Genomic DNA, 16,690 nt, shown 5'->3' on the forward strand with positions numbered 1-16,690 from the left:
ACTCCCTCGTCTTTCAGTCGTCCGGGCGGTTGAGAGAAAACAATTCAGTGACGACAGAATAGTCCCGATACCCAAGCCGGGCGAGCGGGTTGAAGGTGGTCACATCAAAAATTCCGTCCTTGAGGCAATCGTCACGCAGGTGAATACCGGTTACCTCACCGAACACGACCCGATTGGCTTCGCCCGGCAGAGCGACAATCTTGGTCAGTTTGCATTCCAGAGCTGCCGGGGCACCTTCGACCCGAGCACAGGGAATGGTCTCGCACTCAATCGGTGTCAGGCCAGCATGTTCGAATTCGTCGTGATGTTTGGGCAGGCCCGCTGAACTGGCGTTCATTGCATCGCGGTGTGCGTGTGCCACCACGTTCACGCAGAATACGCCGGTCGCTTCGATGTTCGAGACGCTGTCCTTGCCGCCGTCCTGATCGTGCTTGGTGCCCGTTGACGCGAACATCACCTGCGGAGGTGTGTAGGCGACCCCGTTGAAAAAGGAATAAGGTGCCAGGTTGTTGATCCCATCCGGGCCGCGGCTGGAAATCCAGCCGATCGGGCGGGGCGTTATGACGGCGTTAAAGGGGTTGTGCGGCAGGCCGTGGCCGTCTTCGGGTCGATAGAACATCTTTACTCCAAGCGTTTGCCCAAGGCGTAGCGAAGTGCTAGGGCGAATGCCAGCAAGGAAAAGAGGGCCGGGGTGCAGCAGTTCGGGATCAGGCCGGAAGAGCCGGATGATTGGTGGGAGGTCGAGGCCCTCTATGACCTGTGCTTTGCGCCCGGGCGCGAGGCGCTGTCTTCCTATCGTCTGCGTGATAGCGTGCCGCCGGTTGCGGGCTTGTCTCTGGTCGCGCGTGACGGGCAGGGCATTCTGGCGGGGGCTATCCGGTTCTGGCCGGTGCATGTGGGTGATCACGACGCCCTGTTGCTGGGGCCGGTGGCCGTACACCCCACCCATCAGGGCGAAGGGTTGGGTGGTTTTTTGATTCATGAAGGTATCCAAGCCGGTCGAGCATTGGGCTGGGATCGGGTCATGCTAGTTGGCGACGCGCCTTATTATGCCCGGTTCGGGTTTTCCCGTCTGAGCGGGGTTGAGATGCCGCCTCCGACCAACCCAGATCGCGTTTTGGGGCTGGAAGTATCCCCGGGTGTCTGGGATGGGGTCAGCGGTCTTGTCACCCGCTGGACTCGCTGAGCTATTGAAACCTTGATCATAAATCCCGATGTCTTAAGGGCAGGAGGATGTTTATGCAGGACGTGGTTCTTGTTGAAAAACTGGATGCCGAGGCGGAGCTGGACCGACTGGCCGGGTATTACCGGACGGCCGGAGGGCCGGGTGTCAAGCTGTTGAATGGTCTCGGCGGTTCAGCTGAATCCTTGCTGGAACAATTGCCCGAGCCAATCAGGCAGGGCCTGACAGGGGCGACGGAACAGGCGCTGTGGCTGGCAATGCACGCCGCCGAAGGATCACGGCGCGCGGTGCCAGATCAACACCCATGGGTGAACACCGCAGTGACTACGGCCATGGGCGCGGCCGGAGGGCTGGGCGGCATATCCACTGCCTTGATGGAATTACCCGCGACCACCGCGATGCTGCTACGCGCCATTCAAGGGGCGGCTGCTCGGGAAGGGTTTGATCCGTCAGAAGATGGTGTGAAATTCGATTGCGTGCGCGTCCTGTCCGCCGCCGGGCCTTTGTCCAATGACGATGGCGCCGATCTGGGGTTCTTCTCGGTCAGGTTGACCCTTACAGGGCCTGCCATGCAGAAACTGATCGCAGCGGTCGCTCCGCGGTTGTCGGTTGTGTTGGGGCAGAAATTGGCAGCGCAATCCGTGCCCGTGTTGGGGGCCATCGCCGGAGGCGGCACCAACTACGTCTACACGCGGTATTACCAGCAGATTGCCCGAGTGCATTTCGGCCTGCGCCGTTTGGCTGTTGACGCCGATATTCCACACGATGAACTGGTGCGCAAACTCGCCGCCCGAATGTGATTTTTCTTCAAAGGCTTGGAGAAAAACGCCTCATATGGTATTGATCGTCCGAGTGCCCGCTAAATAAGCGAAAACAACGCGGGCAAACAGGCAAAATTCATATGAAAGGCGGCTCGGCGTGATTGACGCAAGGCTTTCGCCGCATGATTCCGAAAAGGTCCGGCACCTGCCAGTGCTGCCGCAGTCGGCTGCTCTGTGCTACCGGGTTGTGCAGGGCCAACCCGAGGTATTGTTGATCACTACCCGCAAATCTGGTCGATGGATCATCCCCAAAGGGTGGCTGATAGATGGGCTCACCGCGTCGCAGACCGCACGGCAGGAGGCGTGGGAAGAAGCGGGTATACAAGGTGAATGCGATCCGCACCCGATCGGGCGGTTTTGTTACCGCAAACGCCATCAAAAAAAGGGTGCCGTGATGTGTGTCGTGGATGTATTCCCGCTTTTGGTGACTTCGGTCGCAACTCGGTTTCCAGAATTCAAGCAGCGGCAGAGACAGTGGTTTGCGCCTAAAAAGGCCGCCTTTCGCGTCAATTTCCCTGAACTCGGGCAAATGTTACAGAAACTTGAGCCGATTGGACATTAAGATACACTTGGCGGGGCTTGATATTGCTATGCCTCTCGGTATCAATTCGGCAACCGACATTTGGACAGATCATGATTCAATACGCATTGAAATGCACTAACGGCCATACATTTGACAGTTGGTTTCAATCGGCAGCCGCTTACGACAAACTGGCATCCTCAGGGATGGTAACATGCGCGGTGTGCGGGTGTTCTGATGTTGAAAAGGCAATCATGACGCCGCGCGTCCGCCCTGCCCGCAATACTGTGACACAAGCCACGGCCCCTATGCCCGAGGCCGAAACAATAGATGTGGCCGCCCCGGCTCCTGACGTTGAAAAGGTACTGACCGAGCTGCGCCGCAAGGTCGAAGAGAACTCAGATTACGTCGGCAAGGAATTCGCCAACGAGGCGCGGAAAATTCACCTGGGCGATGCGCCCGAGCGTGCGATCTATGGCGAGGCCAAGCCAGAAGAGGCGCAGGCCCTTATCGACGATGGGGTGCCGGTAGCGCCTTTGCCTTTCGTTCCCAGCCGAAAGACCAATTAAGCCGTGCATGTTGTTATTACCGGGGTCAATCGAGGCATTGGCCGAACGCTGGCTAAAAACTATCGGACTCGCGGGGATAAATTGACTGGCACTGCTCGGGATGGCAGCGCGCAGGTGGTTCTGGATGTCACCAACCCTGCGCAGTATTCTGATGTGGCCACGCATCTGGCTGACCAGCCTGTCGATCTGCTGATCTGTAATGCTGGGGTTTATTTGGAAAAAGGTCAGAGCATTGATGGCTATCCCGCCGACATGTGGGCGCAGAGCTTTGCCATCAATGTGACCGGCGTGTTTCTGACCGTGCAAGCCTTGCTGCCGAACCTGCGTGCCGCGCGGGGGAAAGTTGCGATTATTTCGTCGACAATGGCCTCGCATACCCGCGCACCTGGGGGCAGCTATATCTATCGCGCGTCAAAGGCGGCAGCCTTGAATCTGGGGCGCAACCTGGCCACCGATATGCGCGATGACGGGATCGCCGTTGGTATTTATCATCCCGGCTGGGTGCTGACCGATATGGGCGGGCCCGAGGCTGAGATCACCCTGGATCAGGCCGCAGAGGGCCTGATCGAACGGTTCGATGCACTGTCACTGGAAACAACGGGTTGTTTCGAAAACTGGGACGGTCGCCCCCACGCTTACTGACGTTTCAGCGCTGCAGTGGGGATTTCGTAGACCTCATCCGGATCGATGAATATTACTGTCAGGTCGCCACGTGTCTCATGGCTGATTTTGGCGGGCGAACTGCTGGAGTTGGGCACTCCGTCGGTGAAATAGATGCTGCGCACCTCGCCACCGCCCAATGACACAGCCAGTGTCGTGGTGCCGTCGTCATGGTGGCGCAACTCGGCATGGCAGCTGTCAAGCGGCGCTCCGCCCGTGGCGCAGGGAACCGTGCCCAAAGCATTTTTGCCGTCGGTTGCGGCCAGCGTGGAAACCTGTGCAAGGGCGGGGGAAGTCAGCAGAGCAGCTGCGACGGCAAGGCGGAACATGGAAAACCTCATGAAAAAATTTGACGCCTAAGGCTGGCACCCCCGCTGCCGGATGTAAAGCTGCCCCATGCGGCACTTGGGGCAGTTTTGAACCCTTGCCCTTGCGGCCCCCCTCGCATAAGACGCACGGGACCTGAATTCCAAGGCGCGGAGAGACCACCCCCATGCCCGTACTCGTAATGAAATTCGGTGGCACATCGGTTGCCAACCTTGACCGCATCCGCCGCGCGGCGAAACGCATCGGTGTCGAGGTGGCCAAGGGCTATGACGTGATCGTCATCGTTTCGGCCATGTCGGGCAAGACCAATGAACTGGTGGGTTGGGTCGACGAGACATCTCCGTTGTATGATGCGCGCGAATACGACGCCGTAGTGTCCTCGGGCGAGAATGTGACCGCCGGTTTGATGGCGTTGACCTTGCAGGAAATGGATATCCCGGCCCGCAGCTGGCAGGGCTGGCAGGTGCCGCTGATGACCACCAGTGCCCACAGCCAGGCCCGGATCGAAGAAATCCCGACCGAAAACCTGACCCAGAAATTCGACGAGGGCATGAAAGTGGCCGTTGTCGCAGGTTTCCAGGGCATCAGCCCCGAAGGTCGTATCACCACGTTGGGTCGGGGTGGGTCGGACACGACCGCCGTGGCCTTTGCGGCCGCGTTCGGCGCCGAGCGCTGCGACATCTATACGGATGTGGACGGCGTCTATACCACTGACCCGCGCATCTGTGAAAAGGCGCGCAAGCTGGACCGCATATCGTTCGAAGAGATGCTCGAACTGGCCTCGCTGGGGGCCAAGGTGCTGCAAACCCGCTCGGTCGAGCTGGCGATGCGGTATAAGGTGAAACTGCGCGTTCTCTCAAGTTTCGAAGAACAATCCGACGATGCCGGTACGCTGGTCGTTGACGAGGAGGATATCATGGAATCCAATGTTGTGGCCGGTGTGGCCTATTCCCGCGACGAGGCCAAGATGACCGTCGTTTCGGTGGCGGACCGTCCCGGTATCGCCTCGACCATCTTTACTGCGCTCAGCGATGAGGGCGTGAACGTCGACATGATCGTCCAGAATATCTCAGACGAGGGACGCACGGATATGACCTTTTCCTGCCCGACCGATCAGGTGGCACGTGCCGAAAAAGCTCTGCTGGCGATCAAAGACGCGGGCGAGCTGAACTATGCCGAACTGGTTGCGGATGAGGATGTCTGCAAGGTCTCGGTTGTGGGTATCGGAATGCGCTCTCAGTCCGGCGTTGCAGCCAAAATGTTCAAGGTACTCTCGGATGAGGGGATCAACATTAAGGTCATTACAACCTCTGAGATAAAAATTTCCGTCCTTGTGGATCGGAAATACATGGAACTTGCGGTTCAGGCACTGCATGATGCTTTTGAACTGGACAAGGCGGCCTGAGCATTTCAGCCAAGGATCTCGCCTGACACACTAATTTGGGTGGGCCATGGCGGACGGCACCGAAACAGAATCCCGAAAGCTGCTGGGGCGGCTGCGCGAGGAAATGGCGAGCGAAGCCGCCGGTCAGGAACGTCTTGACCGGATCACACATCTGATTGCCGACAGCATTCGGGCCGAGGTCTGCTCGATCTATTTGTTCCGTGATGAGGACACGCTGGAACTGTGCGCCACCGAAGGTCTGGCACCCGAAGCGGTGCACAAGACTCGGATGCGCATGGGAGAGGGTCTGGTTGGTCGCGTTGCCCAATCCGGCAAGGTCGTGAACACGCCTGACGCGCCATCGGCCAAAGGCTTCCGTTATATGCCGGAAACCGGCGAAGAACGGTTTTCATCCTTTCTGGGCGTGCCGGTTCAACGGCTGGGTGAAAAACTGGGCGTTCTGGTGGTGCAATCCCGTGAGGCGCGCAAGTTTTCGGCGGATGAAGTCTATGCGCTAGAAGTGGTCGCCATGGTTCTGGCCGAGATGGCCGAGCTGGGTGCCTTTATCGGCGAGGGCGCGGCCCTGTCGCCGCTGCACCAGCAATCCGTGCAGCTAAGCGGTGGTCCCGCACAGGAAGGCTACGCTGAAGGTCATGTCTGGCTGCATGAGCCCCGAGTTGTTGTCACCAACCCGATTGCGGACGATCCGCATCGCGAGCGTGAGCGCTTGAATGAAGCGGTCGAAGAACTGCGCGTTGGCGTCGACAAGATGCTTGAAATCTCGCAGGGCGGCGACAAAGAGCAGCTTCAGGTCCTTGAAGCCTATCGGATGTTCGCCAATTCCAAGGGCTGGATGCGTCGGATGGAAGAGGACATCGCCCTGGGCCTCAGCGCCGAGGCAGCGGTGGAAAAGGAGCAATCGCAGGCCCGGGCCCGAATGGGTCAGGTGACTGATCCCTATTTGCGCGAGCGGCTGGCCGATCTGGATGACCTGTCCAACCGGTTGCTGCGTATTCTGACAGGGCAGGGCAACACAAATGGTGCTGACCTGCCGCCCGATCCGATTCTGGTCGCTCGCAATATTGGCCCCGGCGATCTGCTGGAATATGGCCGGTCGTTGAAGGGTATCGTGCTTGAGGAAGGCTCGGTCGGCAGTCACGCCACCATCGTGGCGCGTGCACTGGCAATCCCGCTGGTGGTGCATGTGGGCCGGATTACGACCGAGGCGCTGAACGGCGATCACATTCTGGTCGATGGGGATCAGGGCATTGTCCATCTGCGCCCCGAAGACACCGTTGCAACGGCTGTACGCGATAAAATCGCCATGCAGGCCAAGGCGCAGGAACGCTACGCCTCTATCCGCGAAACCCCGACGGTAACGCGGGATGGGGAGCGGATCAATTTGGTAATGAACGCAGGCCTGATGGCCGATCTGCCTTCGCTGGGCAATTCGGGGGCTGAGGGCGTGGGCCTGTTCCGGACCGAGCTGCAATTCCTGATCCGCAACAAGATGCCCAAGCGATCAGAATTGGTGACGCAATATCAACGGGTTTTGGACGCCGCTGAAGGCAAGCGCGTGATCTTTCGCACGTTGGATATCGGGTCCGACAAAGTTCTGCCCTATATGAAGCACGTGGCGGAACCGAACCCTGCGCTGGGCTGGCGTGCGATCCGTGTAGGACTGGACAAGCGCGGCGTGATGCGGATGCAGCTGCAGGCCCTTTTGCGAGCCGCCAATGGCCGCCCCCTATCGATCATGTTCCCCTTCGTGGCGCAGGCTGACGAATTTTACGAGGCTCGCTGGGAGGTCAACAAAACCATCGAGCGTGAAAAACGTCTGGGCCACGTCCTGCCGGAATCGCTTGAGGTCGGGGCGATGCTGGAGACCCCGTCGCTGGCCTTTGCGCCGCAGAAATTCTTCGACGAGGTCGACTTTGTTTCCGTCGGAGGAAACGACCTTAAGCAGTTTTTCTTTGCTGCCGACCGGGAAAACGAACTGGTGCGCCGTCGCTATGACACGCTGAATGTCAGTTTCTTAACGTTCATCGAGCGGATTGTAGAACGCTGCAACACCTCTGACACGCCATTGTCGTTCTGCGGCGAGGATGCGGGCCGCCCGGTCGAGGCGCTTTGTCTGGCCGCGATGGGCATCCGAACGCTGTCGATGCGTCCGGCCTCGATCGGCCCGGTCAAAAGCGTGCTGCTGCGCGCCGACCTGCAATCATTGCGCAAGATCATCGCGGACGCGCGGCACCGGGGCGAGCAATCGGTGCGCCCGGCTGTTATGGAGTGGCTGCGCAATCAGGGCTGACATCCCAAATCCGGGCTTGCTTTCTGCGTGTGCATTGCCTATTCAGATCGCAGATGTTAGCGATAACATTCCCCATGTCACGGGCGCTGCAGTTCTGTGGTGCTATGTTGGCTCAGGTGAGAACTGAAGGAGCCCTTCGATGGTTTCACGCGTAATTCCGGTTAACCCGTTCGATCTGGTGCTGTTCGGTGCGACCGGCGATCTGGCGCAGCGCAAGATATTACCGGGCCTGTATCACCGCTTTGAAGTCGGACAGATGCCTGAAGACGCCTGTATCATTGGCTCGGCCCGTTCGGATATGGACAGCGATGCGTTCCGAGATCAGATACGGTCCTCGATGGCGGAATTCGCGCCGGAATTCAAAAAGGATGTTCTGGATCGCTTTCTTAGCCGGGTCTCGTATGTGCCTGTCGATGCGTCGGGTGATGCTGGCTGGGCGGATTTGGCCAAGGCTTTACGCCCCGACGTTGTGCGCGCGTTCTACCTGTCGGTGGGGCCCAGCCTGTTCTCAGGCATTGCGCACCGGTTGAACGAACACGAACTGGCCACGCCAGACAGCCGTATTGTCGTGGAAAAGCCCTTCGGTCACGATCTGGCATCCGCTAAAGCGCTGAACGAAGGTCTGCGCGCCTGTTTTGAAGAGCATCAGATTTACCGGATCGACCACTATCTGGGCAAAGAGACGGTGCAGAACCTGATGGCCCTGCGCTTTGCCAATTCACTATTCGAACCGCTATGGAACTCGACGCATATTGACCACGTCCAGATCACTGTGGCCGAAACCGTAAGCGTCGAAGGGCGAGGTGCCTATTACGACCAGTCCGGTGCCATGCGGGATATGGTCCAGAACCACTTGGTGCAACTTTTGTGCCTGACCGCGATGGAACCACCGTCGAAATTCGCCCCTAACGCGGTGCGCGATGAAAAGGTCAAGGTGATCGAGGCGCTGGAGCCCGTGGAGCCAAAAGATATTGCGCGCGGCCAGTACCGCGCCGAACATGGGCAGGGTGGTTATGTCGATCATGTCGGCAACCCCGCCAGTCGTACGGAAAGCTTCATCGCGCTGAAGGTTCATCTGGGCAATTGGCGATGGGCGGGCGTGCCGTTTTATCTGCGCACCGGCAAGCGTTTGCGGGCGCGGGAATCCGAGATCGCAGTGTTCTTCCGTGACCCACCGCATACGATTTTCCCGAATGTTGGCCCGCTGCATGGCAATGTACTGGTGATCCGTCTGCAACCGGACGAGGGCATTACCCTGCGCACCACTATCAAAGATCCGGGTCCGGGCGGGTTCCGCCTTTCAGACGTGGCGCTGGACATGAGCTTTGCGGATGCATTGGGCGTCGAGGCCAGCGCGCCGGATGCCTATGAGCGGCTTGTGATGGATGTCATCCGTGGCGACCAGACCCTGTTCATGCGTGGGGACGAGGCCGAGGCCGCCTGGGCTTGGGTCGACCCCATCATTCAAGGTTGGGAAGATCGCGGCGATCGACCCGCACGCTATGACCAGGGAAGCTCGGGCCCTGAAGAAGCATTGATGCTGATGCACCGCGACGGGCGTCGCTGGCGTCAGATCGGAGGTTAACCATGGTTCATTCTGTTATCACCGATGTCACCCAGCGGATCATCGATCGCAGCGCCGATCTGCGTGGTCCGCATCTGGAACGGATGGAGCAGGCCAGATCCAAAGGACCCGCTCGCGCGCACCTATCGTGCAGCGGTCAGGCTCATGCCTATGCCGGGGCTGGAACGGATCAAGAGGCCATGGCGACCGGCACTGCCGGAAATCTGGGCATCGTCACTGCTTACAATGACATGCTTTCGGCGCATCAACCGTTCGAGCGTTATCCCGGCCTGATCCGCGACGCGATCCGAGCAGCTGGAGGTACCGCGCAGGTCGCAGGTGGTGTTCCCGCTATGTGTGACGGCGTAACCCAAGGCGAAGCTGGGATGGAGCTGTCGCTGTTTTCGCGCGATGTGATTGCCCTGGCGACCGGCGTGGCGCTGAGCCACAATACCTATGACGCGGCTGTGTTCCTTGGCGTTTGCGACAAGATTGTTCCCGGTCTGGTGATCGGTGCGCAGGCTTTTGGCCATTTGCCCGCTGTGTTCCTGCCCGCCGGCCCTATGACCAGCGGCCTGCCCAATGACGAAAAGGCCAAGATCCGCCAGAGATTCGCGGCCGGAGAGATTGGGCGCGACGAACTCATGGCCGCCGAAATGGCCGCCTACCACGGCCCCGGCACTTGCACCTTCTACGGCACTGCCAACACCAACCAGATGCTGATGGAGTTCATGGGCCTGCACCTGCCGGGCTCCAGCTTTATCAACCCCAACACGCCATTGCGGGATGCGCTGACCGAAGAAGGTGCGCGCCGGGCCTTGTCGCTGAGTGCGCTGGGCAACAATTACACACCGGTCTATCAAGTTCTGGATGAACGAGCCTTTGTGAATGGCATCGTCGGTCTGATGGCCACTGGTGGCTCGACCAACTTGCTGATTCACCTGATCGCAATGGCGCGGGCGGGGGGTATCGTGTTGGATTGGGAGGATTTTTCAGACATCTCCGCCGTAGTACCGCTGGTCGCGCGAGTCTATCCCAACGGTCTGGCGGATGTGAACCATTTCCACGCGGCAGGCGGGCTGGGCTATTGCATTGGCACGCTGCTTGAGGACGGGCTTCTGCACCCCGACACCCTGACCGTCGCAGGGCAGGGGCTGCAAAATTACACCAAAGAACCCAAGCTGAAAGACGGCGATCTGATCTGGGAAGAGGGCGCCGGCCACAGCCTGAACGACAAGATCGTCCGCCCCGCCAAAGATCCGTTCCAACCTACTGGTGGATTGTCGCGACTGACCGGCAATCTGGGCACCGCCGTCATGAAAGTTTCCGCTGTCGCGCTTGAACATCAGGTCGTCGAAGCCCCCGTGCGTGTTTTCCATGACCAGGCAGAGGTTAAGGCCGCTTTTAAAGCTGGTGAATTCACCGGCGACGTTATCGTTGTTGTTCGCTTTCAAGGGCCAAAGGCCAATGGCATGCCCGAATTGCATTCACTAACGCCAATCTTGTCGATCCTTCAGGGCAGGGGGCAAAAGGTGGCGCTGGTCACTGATGGTCGTATGTCCGGAGCCTCCGGCAAGGTTCCCGCCGCGATCCATGTCTGCCCCGAGGCGCTGGAGGGCGGCGCGATTGCCTATCTGCAGGATGGCGACGTGCTGCGTGTCGATGCGGTGCAGGGTGACCTGGAAATCCTCACCCCAGGTGTGCTGGACCGCGATCCCGCCACTGCCGATTTGTCCGCCAATCAACACGGCGTCGGACGGGATCTGTTCGCCGCTTTCCGCAACAATGTCGGGTCCGCCGACGCCGGTGCTAGCATTTTCGGAGTGTAATCTTCATGTCAAAAACCCTACGAACCCGCGAAATCTGCGGTCTGGCACCCATTGTCCCGGTTCTGGTCGTCGATGACGCCGCCCAGGCCCGGCCCTTGGCCGAGGCACTGGTGGCCGGTGGCTTGCCTGCTTTGGAGGTGACCTTGCGCACTCCGGCGGCACTGGATGCTATCGAGGCCATGGCACAGGTGCCCGGCGGGGTGGTGGGCGCAGGTACGCTTGTCACCCCCGAAGACGTGCGTGCCGCAAAAGAGGCAGGTGCGCAGTTCGGCGTCTCTCCCGGTGCGACCGATATGTTGATTGCGGCCTGCGAAGCCGAAGGTTTGCCCCTGCTGCCGGGCGCTGCCACAGCCAGCGAGGCGATGCGCCTGCTGGAAAAAGGCTATGATATGCTGAAGTTTTTTCCGGCGGAGGCTTCAGGTGGAGCTCCTGCACTGAAAGCCATCGGCGCGCCATTGCCGCAGATCACTTTCTGTCCGACGGGCGGTGTGTCGCCGACCAATGCCCGCGACTACCTATCGTTGCCGAATGTTGTTTGCGCTGGCGGCAGCTGGGTCGCGCCCAAACAGATGGTGCAGGACGGTGATTGGGCCGGGATCGAAGCACTTGCGCGTGATGCCGCAAAGCTGATGGATTGACGCGGCTTTTTGCTTCGCTAGGGTGGGCGTCAATTCACACAGGTTGATCCCATGACAAATCAAATCTCTCTTGCGCAGGGGCGCGAGTATCTGGCGATTCCCGGCCCCTCGGTCATGCCTGACGCGGTGCTGCAGGCCATGCATCGCCCATCACCCAATATCTATGATGGCGAGTTGATCGAGATGGTGCCCACACTGACCCGCGATCTGAAACGCGTGGCAGGCACGGATCACAACGTCGCCATCTATATCGCAAACGGTCATGGCTCCTGGGAGGCGGCGCTTTCCAACGTCATCGCCCCAGGTGAAACGGTACTAGCCCCGGCCTCAGGGCTGTTCACCCATGGTTGGGCTGAGATGGCCAGCGGACTCGGCGCCAAGGTCGAGCTGATCGATTTCGGCACATCCTCTCCTTGGGATATGGATCGCATCGCCGATAGCCTTCGTGCTGACACGGCTCATCAAATCAAGGCTGTTCTGGCAGTGCATGTGGACACGTCCAGTTCGATCAGAAATGACATCCCGGCACTGCGGGCGTTGCTGGACGACCTGAACCATCCGGCGTTGCTGATGGCCGACTGCATCGCCTCGCTGGGCTGTGACCGGTTTGAAATGGATGCCTGGGGTGTCGATGTCATGGTGTCGGCTTGCCAAAAAGGTTTGATGACCCCGGCGGGAGTGGGGTTTGTGTTCTTCAATGACAAGGCACAGACCAAGCGTGCTGCGATGCCGCGTGTCTCGCAGTACTGGGACTGGCAGCCGCGCGTGAACCCGCAGGTGTTTTACCAGTATTTCAACGGCACCGCACCGACGCATCACCTGTACGGTCTACGCGTTGCGCTCGACATGATCCATGCAGAAGGGATCGAGAATGTATGGTCCCGTCATGAACACCTGGCCACTGCAATCTGGGCGGCATGCGAAATATGGACCGAAGGTGGTGCGCTTGAAATGAACGTGACTGACCGCGCCCATCGCAGCCACGCGGTAACCGCCCTGCGCCTGACGGATGGCCGGGGAACGCCGCTGCGCCAGTTTACCGAGAGCCACCTGGGCCTGACCCTTGGCATTGGTCTGGGGATGGAGGATCACGCCGGTTGCTTCCGTCTGGGGCATATGGGTCACGTGAATGGCCAGATGGTTATGGCCATGCTGGGCGGCGTAGAGACCGCCTTGGCTGCCCTGAACATCCCGCGCGGCTCGGGCGCGCTTGAGGCCGCTGCTGCAGCGCTGGCAATTGAACCCTTACAGAAGGCCCGGGTCAGATAGTGGCCTTCGCCGCGGCCAGCGCCTTTGGCAGCGCTGCGGCAAAGGCGTCCAGATCCGACGTCGCGCCACAACTGACGCGGATACAACGGTTTTGAGGTGCAGCAAATGGCATGCGCACAAAAATACCTTGCGCCACCAATGCCTCAAGCACTGCTTTGGCAAACTCTCCATCACGCCCGCAATCAATCGCCACGAAATTGGCGGCCGAGGGCAAGGGCTCCAAACCGTTGTCCGTTGCGATCTGGCTGATCCGGTCGCGAGCCGCCGCAATCAGTGTCTGAACCTGCGACAGCCAGTCGGTATCCTGCAAGGCCGCCAGGGCTCCGACTTGAGCGGCTCGGTTCATCCCAAAATGGTTGCGGACTTTGTTGAAGGCTTCGATCAGCCCCGGCGCGCCAATCGCGTAGCCAACCCGCGCCCCGGCCATACCGTACACTTTGGAGAACGTGCGCATCCGGATCACACGCGGATCATCTGCCGATACTGGGGCCGCAGTGCCCTCGGGTGCGCATTCCACATAGGCTTCGTCCAACACCAGCAAGCATCCCGCGGGCAGGGCCTCCATCGCGTCCACGATATCCATGCCGCTGTGCCAGCTGCCCATCGGGTTGTCAGGGTTTGCCAGATACACCAGCTTTGCGTTCACTTCGGCGGCCTTGGCGAATAACGCCTTGGGGTCCTCGTGGTCGTCGCGATAGTGCACTTTGTGCAAGACACCTCCAAACCCGGCCACGTGGTAATTGAAGGTAGGATAGGCCCCGTCCGACGTCACAACCGCATCGCCGGGGCTGACCAACAGCCGCACAAGATAGCCCAGCAGGCCGTCTATGCCTTCACCAACCACGATATTCTCCGGCTTTACCCCGTGATGATCGGCCAACGCATGTCGCAGGTCATAATTTTCGGGATCGCCATATTTCCAGATATCCGTCGTTGCCATCGCTTCAATGGCGCGGGGTGAGGGGCCAAAGATGCTTTCGTTCGCCCCCAGCCGCGCAACAAAAGGCGCGCCGCGCTGACGCTCCTGCGTTTCCGGCCCGACAAAGGGCACCGTTGCGGGCAGGGACAGGGCAAGCGGGGTATAGCGTGGGTCAGTCATGGTGCGAGATAAACCTATGGCCACCTGTCAGGCAACCACCTGCAACACGCGGGCAGACTTGCCCCAACGTTGAGGTGGAACTTGGCAAACCTTCCGGGCATGGTGTCGCAACAGTATCAGGAGGCTCGCATGCCACGCGTATCCGTCGAGTACAAAGATCACATTGCCCATGTCACACTGACGCGCGGCGACAAGATGAACGCGCTGGACGACGCGATGATCAAAGCGCTGCTGTCTGCCGGGCAAGAGGTCGCGGCCTCGAACGCACGCGCCGTGATCCTGTCGGGCGAAGGTAAAAGCTTTTGCGCCGGGCTTGATATGGCCAGCTTTGCCAAGATGGCGCATATGGACCCGACCGAATGGCTGATGACCCGCAGTCACGGGGATACCAATGAAATGCAAGAGCTTGCCTTGATCTGGCGGCGTGTTCCGGTTCCGGTGATCTGCGTCATTCAGGGTGTGGCTTACGGTGGTGGGCTGCAAATCGCACTCGGCGCGGATATTCGTATCGCTCATCCCGAAGCCAAGCTGGCGGTGATGGAGATGAAATGGGGTATTGTCCCCGACATGGGAGGGATGGTGCTGCTGCCGCAATTGGTACGTTCAGACGTGCTGCGCCTGTTGACCTACACCGCCCGTCCCATTGGCGCGCAGCAGGCGGCGGACTGGGGGCTGGTAACGAAACTCTCAGATGATCCGCTGACTGAGGCACTGGCTCTGGCCGAAGACATCGCGGGCAAAAGCCCCTCTGCCATTCGTGCCGCCAAGCGCCTGATTGAAGTGGCCGAAACCAAGACTCGTGCCGAGGTTCTGGTCGAGGAATCCGCCGAACAGGTCGAATTGATCGGCAAACCCGATCAAATGGAGGTGGTGATGGCGCAGATGCAGGGGCGAAAACCTGAATTCAAGTGACTAGCGCATAAAGGCCCGTCGCGCATCGCGCGCCATGTTGTACCGCATCTCTAGTTCGGCGATGCGAGCCATTGCGGCTTTGCGCGCATCCGGATCGGTCAACTCGGCGTAATCCTTTCGGGCGGCATCAAGCTTTTTTCTGATCTCGAATTCTTCCGGTAGTACGCCTGCCTGCGCCATGATCCGGTGCCCAGCGGCAATGGCCGGATCACTTTGCGCTTCGCCAGATCGATCCGGCAAGGGTTTCCCTTCGCCCTCAAGCCCCTGCAACTGGCCCTCGGCCTGTGCCTTTTTGATCTGGCGTTCGATCAGTTTTCCAAGTGATCCAAGCATGGCCAATCTATATCCCAACCCGAGTTAGTGTCGCTAGCGAATTCGCTTGGTGACCAGATAGGCAATGCCACCAGCCAGCAAACCCCAGACTGCCGCGCCCAGACCAAAGACCGAGATACCTGAAGCGGTGATGGCAAATGTCAGAATAGCGGCTTCTCTCTCTGCCGGAACATCAAGCGCGGCGTGGGCGGCGTTTGCCAATACCCCGATCAACGCAATCCCTGTCAGGGTGCCCATCAAAAGCGGATCAGCGTGCACGGCAAACCCGGTGATGGCCACGGCGAAGACGCCAAACAAGCAATAGAACACGCCTCCTATCACAGCCGACCAATAGCGTTGGGACGGGTCCGGGTGACTGTCCTCATTCGAACACATGGCCGCGGTGATTGCGGCCAGGCACGTGGCTGGCGCTCCGAACGGAGCCGACAGGATGCTGGCCGCACCGACCGAAGAGAACAACCTGCCTGGGGCGGGCGTATAACCAAAGCTGCGCATTACTGCGATGCCGGGAATGTTCTGTGTGGCCATGGTGACAATAAACAGCGGCAAGCCGATACCGATGGCCGAGGCCAGTGAGAAACTCGGCATTGTCCAAACCGGTGCGGCCACCAGATGGGTCGGAGTGACCGAGGTTTCACCCGCTTTCAAAACCACAACAACCGCCGCGGCAACGACCGCCGCCGGAACCGCGCACAGCCGATTAACCCGCCCGGCGATGAACCAAGTCAGGATCACAGGCAAAGCCTGCCACGGCAGCTCGACCGCAGCTTTGAAAGGCTGGATACACAGGGGCAGCAGAACGCCGCCAAGCATTGCCTGGGCCAATGTTGTCGGGATGGCCGCCGCCAGCCGTCCCAAAGGTCGCCAGAGACCGGCCAGCACGGTTAGCGCGCCTGCACATAGGAACGCGCCGACCGCGTCAGAAAATCCGGCTGCAGGTGTTGCAGATACGGCCAGAAGGGCAACACCCGGTGTGGACCACGCAACGCTGATGGGTTGGCGGTACCACAGGCTAAGACCGATGGCCGTCAGCCCCATGGCGATGGCCGCCATCATCAGGCCCGAAGCGGATTCCTGCGCTGAGGCCCCCATGGCCGCCAGACCCTGCAATACGATAGGGAAAGAGCTGAAGAACCCGACAATGGCCACGACCAACCCGGTCGAGATGGTTTGGATCGGAGGGAGTGCGCGTGCCATTTTGACCTCGGAGGGGCTGGTAACCTGCACTTGCTAACAAGGGTTAGCCTTTGGGCACAAGTGCTTTGGGTCAA

The 16,690-nt window shown here is 59.7% G+C and carries 17 protein-coding genes; 12 read left to right on the plus strand and 5 right to left on the minus strand.

Going from position 1 to position 16,690, the window contains the following annotated elements:
* Positions 1-13: 13 nt before the first annotated feature.
* Entirely contained in the window at positions 14-619 is a 606-nt protein-coding gene (locus ACR0DT_RS09285) for a flavin reductase family protein (RefSeq protein WP_480710457.1), read from the minus strand.
* A gap of 72 nt (positions 620-691) precedes the next feature.
* Here ACR0DT_RS09285 and ACR0DT_RS09290 point away from each other — a divergent pair, with 72 nt between their 5' ends.
* From ACR0DT_RS09290 to ACR0DT_RS09310, 5 genes are all read left to right on the plus strand, one after another.
* Positions 692-1,186, plus strand: a complete 495-nt coding sequence (locus ACR0DT_RS09290; RefSeq protein ID WP_480710458.1) for a GNAT family N-acetyltransferase — start codon at positions 692-694, stop codon at positions 1,184-1,186.
* 53 nt (positions 1,187-1,239) lie between these two features.
* On the plus strand, positions 1,240-1,983 hold the full coding sequence (locus tag ACR0DT_RS09295; RefSeq protein WP_480710459.1) for an EcsC family protein: 744 nt from the start codon (positions 1,240-1,242) through the stop codon (positions 1,981-1,983).
* 118 nt (positions 1,984-2,101) lie between these two features.
* Positions 2,102-2,566 (plus strand): NUDIX hydrolase, encoded by a 465-nt coding sequence (locus ACR0DT_RS09300; RefSeq protein ID WP_480710460.1) that lies wholly within the window; start codon positions 2,102-2,104, stop codon positions 2,564-2,566.
* Positions 2,567-2,637: 71 nt separating this feature from the next.
* Positions 2,638-3,093 (plus strand): DUF1178 family protein, encoded by a 456-nt coding sequence (locus tag ACR0DT_RS09305; protein ID WP_480710461.1) that lies wholly within the window; start codon positions 2,638-2,640, stop codon positions 3,091-3,093.
* A gap of 3 nt (positions 3,094-3,096) precedes the next feature.
* Positions 3,097-3,735, plus strand: a complete 639-nt coding sequence (locus ACR0DT_RS09310) for an SDR family NAD(P)-dependent oxidoreductase (RefSeq protein ID WP_480710462.1) — start codon at positions 3,097-3,099, stop codon at positions 3,733-3,735.
* Here the strand turns inward: ACR0DT_RS09310 and ACR0DT_RS09315 are convergent.
* Positions 3,729-4,082: a hypothetical protein gene (locus ACR0DT_RS09315; RefSeq protein ID WP_480710463.1), complete on the minus strand. Its 354-nt coding sequence runs from the start codon at positions 4,080-4,082 to the stop codon at positions 3,729-3,731. The genes ACR0DT_RS09310 and ACR0DT_RS09315 overlap by 7 nt on opposite strands.
* A 164-nt stretch (positions 4,083-4,246) precedes the next feature.
* Between ACR0DT_RS09315 and ACR0DT_RS09320 the strand changes: the two genes are divergently transcribed.
* The 6 genes from ACR0DT_RS09320 (at position 4,247) to ACR0DT_RS09345 (ending at position 13,075) form a co-directional block, all read left to right on the plus strand.
* A complete protein-coding gene (locus tag ACR0DT_RS09320; RefSeq protein WP_480710464.1) occupies positions 4,247-5,485 on the plus strand; it encodes an aspartate kinase in 1,239 nt (412 codons plus the stop codon).
* Between the two features lie 46 nt (positions 5,486-5,531).
* Positions 5,532-7,775 (plus strand): phosphoenolpyruvate--protein phosphotransferase, encoded by a 2,244-nt coding sequence (ptsP, locus tag ACR0DT_RS09325; RefSeq protein WP_480710465.1) that lies wholly within the window; start codon positions 5,532-5,534, stop codon positions 7,773-7,775.
* A 139-nt stretch (positions 7,776-7,914) separates the two neighbouring features.
* Entirely contained in the window at positions 7,915-9,360 is a 1,446-nt protein-coding gene (gene zwf, locus ACR0DT_RS09330) for a glucose-6-phosphate dehydrogenase (RefSeq protein WP_480710466.1), read from the plus strand.
* 2 nt (positions 9,361-9,362) lie between these two features.
* Positions 9,363-11,168 (plus strand): phosphogluconate dehydratase, encoded by a 1,806-nt coding sequence (gene edd / locus ACR0DT_RS09335; protein WP_480710467.1) that lies wholly within the window; start codon positions 9,363-9,365, stop codon positions 11,166-11,168.
* A gap of 5 nt (positions 11,169-11,173) precedes the next feature.
* Positions 11,174-11,806 (plus strand): bifunctional 4-hydroxy-2-oxoglutarate aldolase/2-dehydro-3-deoxy-phosphogluconate aldolase, encoded by a 633-nt coding sequence (locus tag ACR0DT_RS09340; protein WP_480710468.1) that lies wholly within the window; start codon positions 11,174-11,176, stop codon positions 11,804-11,806.
* A gap of 51 nt (positions 11,807-11,857) precedes the next feature.
* Positions 11,858-13,075 (plus strand): pyridoxal-phosphate-dependent aminotransferase family protein, encoded by a 1,218-nt coding sequence (locus ACR0DT_RS09345; protein ID WP_480710469.1) that lies wholly within the window; start codon positions 11,858-11,860, stop codon positions 13,073-13,075.
* Here ACR0DT_RS09345 and ACR0DT_RS09350 read toward each other — a convergent pair.
* Entirely contained in the window at positions 13,068-14,174 is a 1,107-nt protein-coding gene (locus ACR0DT_RS09350; RefSeq protein WP_480710470.1) for a pyridoxal phosphate-dependent aminotransferase, read from the minus strand. The two genes, ACR0DT_RS09345 and ACR0DT_RS09350, sit on opposite strands and share 8 nt — an antisense overlap.
* Before the next feature lie 129 nt (positions 14,175-14,303).
* On the opposite strand from ACR0DT_RS09350, the gene ACR0DT_RS09355 reads away from it, so the two are divergent.
* Positions 14,304-15,086 carry a crotonase/enoyl-CoA hydratase family protein gene (locus ACR0DT_RS09355; protein WP_480710471.1) on the plus strand — a complete coding sequence of 261 codons (783 nt, stop codon included), beginning with the start codon at positions 14,304-14,306 and terminating at the stop codon, positions 15,084-15,086.
* On the opposite strand, the gene ACR0DT_RS09360 is transcribed toward ACR0DT_RS09355, so the two are convergent.
* Together ACR0DT_RS09360 and ACR0DT_RS09365 are read right to left on the minus strand one after the other, a co-directional pair.
* On the minus strand, positions 15,087-15,419 hold the full coding sequence (locus ACR0DT_RS09360) for a DnaJ family domain-containing protein (RefSeq protein ID WP_480710472.1): 333 nt from the start codon (positions 15,417-15,419) through the stop codon (positions 15,087-15,089).
* A 33-nt stretch (positions 15,420-15,452) separates the two neighbouring features.
* Positions 15,453-16,616: a benzoate/H(+) symporter BenE family transporter gene (locus ACR0DT_RS09365; protein ID WP_480710473.1), complete on the minus strand. Its 1,164-nt coding sequence runs from the start codon at positions 16,614-16,616 to the stop codon at positions 15,453-15,455.
* Between the last annotated feature and the right edge of the window lie 74 nt (positions 16,617-16,690).

The organism is Ruegeria sp. BI11, assembly GCF_056538005.1.